The following is a 6,255-nucleotide window of genomic DNA, read 5'->3' on the forward strand; positions in this document are numbered from 1 at the left end:
GCGACGAGGGCGTGATACGGGACCGCCCACGCCGCCGGGTGGTAGATTCGGCCCCTATCCGGGGGTTCGTGCGGGCGACCGCATGAACCCCCGGCTGGGACCGGGAGGCTGCCAACCAGATGACGGAACCGCTGTCCGAGATCTTCGAGATCGTCAAGCGCAGGAACCAGGGCGAGGGCGAGTTCCTGCAGGCCGTGAGCGAGGTGCTGCAGTCGCTCGATCCGCTGGTGGCGAAGCAGCCGCAGCTCCTGCAGCACCGCCTCATCGAGCGCCTGGTCGAACCCGAGCGGCAACTCATCTTCCGGGTGCCGTGGACGGACGACCGCGGCGACGTGCACGTCAACCGCGGCTTCCGCATCGAGTTCAATAGCGCCCTCGGTCCCTACAAGGGCGGCCTGCGCTTCCACCCGAGCGTCAACATGGGGGTCATGAAGTTCCTGGCGTTCGAGCAGCTCTTCAAGAACGCCCTCACGGGACTCCCCATCGGCGGCGCCAAGGGGGGCTCGGACTTCGACCCGAAGGGGCGCAGCGACGGCGAGGTCATGCGCTTCTGCCAGAGCTTCATGACCGAGCTGTACCGGCACCTGGGCGAGTACACCGACGTGCCCGCCGGCGACATCGGCGTGGGCCAGCGCGAGATCGGTTACCTGTTCGGCCAGTACAAGCGCATCACCAACCGTTACGAGTCGGGCGTGCTCACCGGCAAGGGCCTCTCCATCGGCGGCGCGCTCGTCCGCACCGAGGCCACCGGCTACGGCTGCGTCTACTTCACGCAGCGCATGCTCGAGGCGCGCGGCGACTCGCTCGAGGGCAAGACGTGCGTGGTGTCCGGCGCCGGCAACGTGGCCATCTACACCATCCAGAAGCTGCAGCTGCTTGGCGCCAAGGTCGTGGCGTGCTCGGACTCGAACGGGGTCGCCTACGACCCCGACGGCCTCGACCTCGACACCGTCAGGCGCCTCAAGGAGGTGCAGCGGCGGCGCATAGCCGAGTACGTGGAGCACCACCCGCGCGCCGAGTACCGCGGCGGCGGCAACATCTGGGACGTGCCGTGCGACGCCGCCTTCCCCTCGGCCACGCAGAACGAGCTCAACGGCCGCGACGCGGCGAAGCTCGTGAACGGCGGCGTTGTGGCCGTCGGCGAGGGGGCGAACATGCCGTGCACGCCCGCGGCCGTGGAAGCCTTCATCCGGGCGGGGGTGGCGTTCGGGCCGGGCAAGGCCGCCAACGCGGGCGGCGTCGCGACGTCGGCGCTCGAGATGCAACAGAACGCCAGCCGCGACGCCTGGACGTTCGCCTACACCGACGAACGCCTGCGCGAGATCATGACCGACATACATGAGCTGTGCCACGACACGGCGGCCGAGTTCGGCGAGCCCGGCAACTACGTTCTGGGCGCCAACATCGCCTCGTTCCGCAAGGTGGCGCAGGCGATGCTGACGCTCGGGGTGGTGTGAGGCCGGAGGAGCGTGGCGGGGAGCGGCGCGCCCGAGATCCGGCCCGCGGGACCTGCCGATAGGGCGGCGCTGGCCCGCGTGGCGCACGCGACCGGCTACTTCGGCGCCTCCGCCGAGCGCTACTTCCCCGACGCCGAGCTGTTCGCCCGCCTCTGGGTGGACCCGTACCTGGCGGGCGTGGGCTGCTGCAACCTCGTGGCGGAGGCGGAGGGCGCCGTCGTCGGCTACGTGGTGGGCGCCTGCGACCTGCCGCGCTACAGGTGCCACCTGGCGGGGCAGGTGCCACACCTCGTGGCGAGCCTCGTCCGGGGCGAGTTCCCGCGCTGGCGCGGCTGCCTGCCGTTCCTCGCCAGGGCGGCGCGCTGGCCGGGCCGCTCGGCGCCGGACGACCGGTTCCCGGCCCACCTTCACGTCAACCTGCTGACCGCCGCCCGCGGGCGCGGGGTCGGCCGCGCGCTCCTGGCGGCGCACCTCGACTGCCTCGCGCGCCGCGGCGTGGTGGGCGTCCAGCTCTCGACCACCACCGAGAACGCGGCGGCGGTCGCGCTCTACGCGAAGCTCGGCTTCGGCGTCTGGCGTGAGTACGAGAGCCCGCTCTGGCGCCCCTGGCTTGGGCGGCCGGCCACCCACCTCGTCATGACGAAGACGTTGACGGACGCGGGGCCCGCCGGCCCCGGCGCGAGCTAGAAGCCGCGAGCCGCGAGCAGGTCCGTGACGGTGGCGCGCTCCGTGGGCGTGAGGCGCCAGGCGGCGCTGCGCGCGTTGCGCTCCACCTGCGAGGCGCTGGTGGCGCCGGCTATGACGCTGGCGACGGCCGGTTCGGCGAGGAGCCACGCGAACGCCAGGTCGAGGAGTTCGCGGCCGTGATCGGCCGCGAACCCGGCGAGCTCCTCGAGCAGGTCGTAGAGGTCGTGCGTGAGGTGCTTCTCCCAGCGCTCGGCGCCCGTGACGCGCGTGCCCGCGGGGTTCGGCTCGTCGCGGCGGTACTTGCCGGTGAGGATGCCCGCGAAGAGGGGGTAGTAGGGGAGGAACGCCACGCCTAGGCGCGCGCAGGCGGCGAGCACCCCGCGCTCCGGTTCGCGCCTGAGCAGGGAGTACTCGTTCTGGACGCTCGCGAAGCGGGGCCAGCCGTGTTGGCGGGAGGCCGCAGCGGCCTCCTCCAGCTGCGCCACGCCGAAGTTGGAGCAGCCGATCTCGCGGACCAGCCCGGCCTCGACGGCCTCGTGAAGGGCGCCGAGCGTGTCGGCCACCGGCGTGTTCGCGTCCGGCTCGTGCAGCTGGTAGAGGTCGACGTGATCCGTCCGCAACCGCCGGAGGCTGTCCTCGAGGGCGCGCCGCACGTACTCGGGGCGCGCGCCACCCGTGACGCTCGTGTCCTTGGCGGCCATCCCGAACTTGGTGGCGAGGACGACGGCGTCGCGGCGACCCTCGAGCACCCGGCCGAGGAACTCCTCGCTGCGGGTGCCGCCGTAGATGTCGGCCGTGTCGAAGAAGGTGACGCCCGCGGCGATGGCCGCGTCCACCACCCGCTTCGTGGCGGCCTCGTCGATGCGGCCGCCGAAGTTGTTGCAGCCGAGGCCGATGACTGAGACGTCGAGCGAACCGATCTTGCGCGTGTCCATCCGCCGAGTGTCGCACGAACCGCGCGCGCCGGCGGTGGACTGCCCCCGCCGCCCGCCGCCAACGCGGCGGCCGGGTGCTCGGGTCAGCGGGCGGGCACCAGGTCCTTCCAGTACCAGAGGGCAGGGTTCAGCGGGTTGACGGCGTGGCCGCTGAACCGCCCGCTCGTAACCCAGAAGTCCTGCTCGACGGGCAGGACGATGAAGGGGGCGTCATCGTGCGCCAGCCTGGCGATCTCGCCGTACAGCTCGGCCCGGACCGCCGGCGCCGACGTGGCGCGCCCCGCCCTCACGATCAGCTCGTCGACGGCCGGGTTGGCGTAGCCGGACACGGCCGCGAACTCGCCCGTCGACGCGTAGAAGGCGCGGGCCACGCTGTCGGGGTCCCAGTAGGCGGGCACGTCGGCCCACACGACCAGGAGCAGCCTGCCCCGCCACGCCAGGTCGTAGTACTCGTCCCACGGCAGCCCACTGACCTCGACCTCGAACGCCGGGTTGATGCTCTCCAGGTTCTCCTTCAGTGAGCGCAGCATCGGTTCGCCCACGAACTCGACGGTCGGGTCCACCGGGAAGTTGAGGGTGAGGGACATGCCCTCCTCCCACAGCGCGCCCGCCCACGCCGCCCGGCAGTGCGCTGTCGCGGCGGCGAGGTCGAGCGCGTAGGCGGGGACGGTGGGGTCGGGGGCGAGCAGCGCCGGCGGGAACGCCGTCGCCCGGAGCTCGCCGCGGCCGCCCAACGCGTCGCGAACGTACGCCGCCTGGTCGAACGCGTAAGCGAAGCACTTGCGCGCGTCGGGGTCGCGGAAGAAGTCGAGTGGGACGCCGCTACCGTCCAGCCTGCCGGAGCCGACGCGCGAGCGCGCGGGGGACGTGATCCTCTGGTTGAAGTAGAGCACCCGCGTCACGGGCCGACCCGGGAGGTCGTCGTCGACCGCCGCGTCCAGGACGGTGACGCCCGCTTGCCCCGCCAGCGCGGCGAGGTCGGAGCGGTTCCAAAGCGCCACCGAGTCGGCGGCGCCGGCCAGTAGCGCCGCGACCCGCTCCGCCTGGTCGGGCACGACCGTCAGCTCGACGACCCTGACGCTGGGCGCGCCGCCCCAGTAGGCGTCGTTGGCCTCGAAGCGCCAGGTGGTGGCCGGTTGGGCGTCGACGAGGCGGTAGGCGCCCGTGCCGCCGACGTGCGCGCGCAGGTGGTCGTCGCCGGCGACCCCCACCCAGGCGCGCCAGGTGGCGCCGGTGCCGTCCCAGGCCCCGTTCGCCTTCGCCCACTCGCTGTCGATGACGAACCCCGCCGAGGTGAACAGCTTGGCGAAGGTGGCGGGTCCCGGCTGAGCCACGCGGAACACCGCCGTGAGGTCGCCTGGGCACTCGACGGCGGCGTCGATGCGGGCCCAGTACGCGTCGAAGCGCTCCTGACGGGCGAAGGAGCCAAGCTCGTCGTTGGCGTTCCTGGGCGTGCCAAGTAGCGCCTCCGCCAGCGGCCCGGCCCCGCCGCCACGAGGGTTCATCACGAGGGCGCGCTTGACCGAGTAGGCCACGTCTGCGCACCGGAACGGGTTGCCGCCATGGAAGCTCACCCCTGCGCGCAGCGTGAAGGTGTAGGTCAGGCCGTCGTCCGACACCGAGTGACCCGTGGCGAGGAAAGGCACGCGGCCGCCGTCCGGGCCGCGCCCGTAGCCGTAGAGGCCCTCGTAGACGTTGAGCAGCGCGCCGCCCTGCGCCGGGGCCGCCATCACCGGGTCGAGGCCTCCCGGACCGAACTGGAGGAGCGCGGTCAACTCCTGGGCCGCGGCGGCGCTCGGCGCGAGAGCCGCGGCGAGCAGGACGGCCATCGCGACGGCGCGCGCGGCGGTGCGCGCGGCGGTGCGCGTGGCGGTGCGCGTGGCGGTGCGCGTAGCGCAACGCAGGAGCGCGAGGCCGCGCGGCGAGTCGCCAACGACGCGCGGGCGCGCAGGCCGCCGCGGCCGCTCGGCTCGAGACTGCTCCAAGTGAGTGCCCGTCATGATCCCTCCCCGGTGAGGCGTGACTTGGCGCTACCGCGGCAAGCCTAGCCGGCGCGGTGTTAACGCCGCCTCAACGAGGGTGTCGGGGCGGGCCGCGGCGCCCGCGTGAGGCGGGGACCGGGCGCCGAGCCGCGGAGGGCGCGGGCGATCTCGACCGGAGGCGCCCCTTCAGGCGGGCTTCAGCCCCCGGCCGCAGGATGACGGCAGGAGGTAAGAGATGAAACGCAACCGCCTGCTCCGCACCACCCTCACCGGCCTTGCCGCCCTCACCCTCGCCGTCTCCACCGCCGCTGCCGCTCTGCCGCTGGGCGCTCGCCTGGAGCTTCGCGACGACGCCGGCAACGTCGTCGGCCTGGGACAGGTCGAGCGCGACGAGCTCGAGTTCGACCTACTGCCGGGCCAGGCCGGCTTCGCGACCCTGACCGTGACCGCGGCAGACGGGAGCGTCCTCACCTACGACGTGCACTACTCCGGCAGCGGCGAGGTCATGCTCGTCGTGGACGGCGCCGTGGTCAGCCTCGCCGACTTCGCGGCCTCCAACGGCCTGGCCCTCGACCTCGACGTGGACGACGACCTCGACGACGCTGACGCGGACGACGAGGCGGACGACGACGCGGACGACGACGCGGACGACGATGTGGACGACGCCGACGACGATGACCAGGACGACGACCAGGACGACGATGAGGAGGATGACGACGAAGACGACGACGAGGATGACGACGCCGACGACGCCGACGACGGCGACGACGATTGAGCTCGCGTCTCAAGCCAGGCCCATCGAGGCGCGCCGGCACCCGACGGGTGCCGGCCGCCGCGCTTCCCCCGGGCGGCGCCGGCCGCCGCGCGCAGACGAAGTAGGATGACGACGCGATGTCCTCGCTCAACCGCCTAGGCCGGAACCTGCTGCTGATCGGGTTGGCCGCCTACCTGGCCTCGCCGCTCGCCCAGGCGCAACCCGCCGCCGGCGCGACAGTCCGCCCGGCGGAGGTGGTGCTCATCGACGCTTCCGGCACCCGATTGCTGGGGCACGGGCTGGTCGTCGGCGGCAAGCTGGCGCTCGACCTCGCCGAGGTGACAGGCCGCTTCGTGCTCCTGCTGGTCGATGACGCCGGGAACGTGGAGCGCCTGCTCGGTTCGCGCTCCCCCGGCGGTGACCTCGTCCTCGAGTTGGTG

The 6,255-nt window shown here is 72.9% G+C and carries 6 protein-coding genes; 4 read left to right on the forward strand and 2 right to left on the reverse strand.

The genetic code is table 11. The annotated features are described in order from the left end of the window. Positions 1 to 119 precede the first annotated feature (119 nt). Together gdhA and H3C53_08525 are read left to right on the forward strand one after the other, a co-directional pair. Complete coding sequence (gdhA, locus tag H3C53_08520) at positions 120 to 1,457, forward strand: NADP-specific glutamate dehydrogenase (GenBank protein ID MBW7916709.1); 1,338 nt, start codon at positions 120 to 122, stop codon at positions 1,455 to 1,457. A 36-nt stretch (positions 1,458 to 1,493) separates the two neighbouring features. Then, complete coding sequence (locus tag H3C53_08525) at positions 1,494 to 2,144, forward strand: GNAT family N-acetyltransferase (GenBank protein ID MBW7916710.1); 651 nt, start codon at positions 1,494 to 1,496, stop codon at positions 2,142 to 2,144. On the opposite strand, the gene H3C53_08530 is transcribed toward H3C53_08525, so the two are convergent. Beyond that, positions 2,141 to 3,079, reverse strand: coding sequence for an aldo/keto reductase (locus H3C53_08530; protein MBW7916711.1), 939 nt, complete (start codon positions 3,077 to 3,079; stop codon positions 2,141 to 2,143). The two genes, H3C53_08525 and H3C53_08530, sit on opposite strands and share 4 nt — an antisense overlap. 83 nt (positions 3,080 to 3,162) lie before the next feature. Further along, a complete protein-coding gene (locus H3C53_08535; GenBank protein ID MBW7916712.1) occupies positions 3,163 to 5,079 on the reverse strand; it encodes a hypothetical protein in 1,917 nt (638 codons plus the stop codon). 217 nt (positions 5,080 to 5,296) lie between these two features. Here H3C53_08535 and H3C53_08540 point away from each other — a divergent pair, with 217 nt between their 5' ends. Further along, a complete protein-coding gene (locus H3C53_08540; GenBank protein ID MBW7916713.1) occupies positions 5,297 to 5,836 on the forward strand; it encodes a hypothetical protein in 540 nt (179 codons plus the stop codon). A 116-nt stretch (positions 5,837 to 5,952) separates the two neighbouring features. Continuing rightward, positions 5,953 to 6,255: hypothetical protein (locus H3C53_08545; GenBank protein MBW7916714.1), on the forward strand; the 303-nt coding region annotated here is incomplete at its 3' end.

The sequence above is a fragment of the Trueperaceae bacterium genome (assembly GCA_019454765.1).
GTDB lineage: Bacteria > Deinococcota > Deinococci > Deinococcales > Trueperaceae > JAAYYF01.

Excerpts from the sequence above, each read along its gene's own strand:
- H3C53_08540 (MBW7916713.1), top strand. The coding sequence starts at position 5,297 with ATGAAACGCAACCGCCTGCTCCGCACCACCCTCACCGGCCTTGCCGCC.
- gdhA (MBW7916709.1), top strand. The coding sequence starts at position 120 with ATGACGGAACCGCTGTCCGAGATCTTCGAGATCGTCAAGCGCAGGAAC.
- H3C53_08535 (MBW7916712.1), bottom strand. The coding sequence starts at position 5,079 with ATGACGGGCACTCACTTGGAGCAGTCTCGAGCCGAGCGGCCGCGGCGG.
- H3C53_08530 (MBW7916711.1), bottom strand. The coding sequence starts at position 3,079 with ATGGACACGCGCAAGATCGGTTCGCTCGACGTCTCAGTCATCGGCCTC.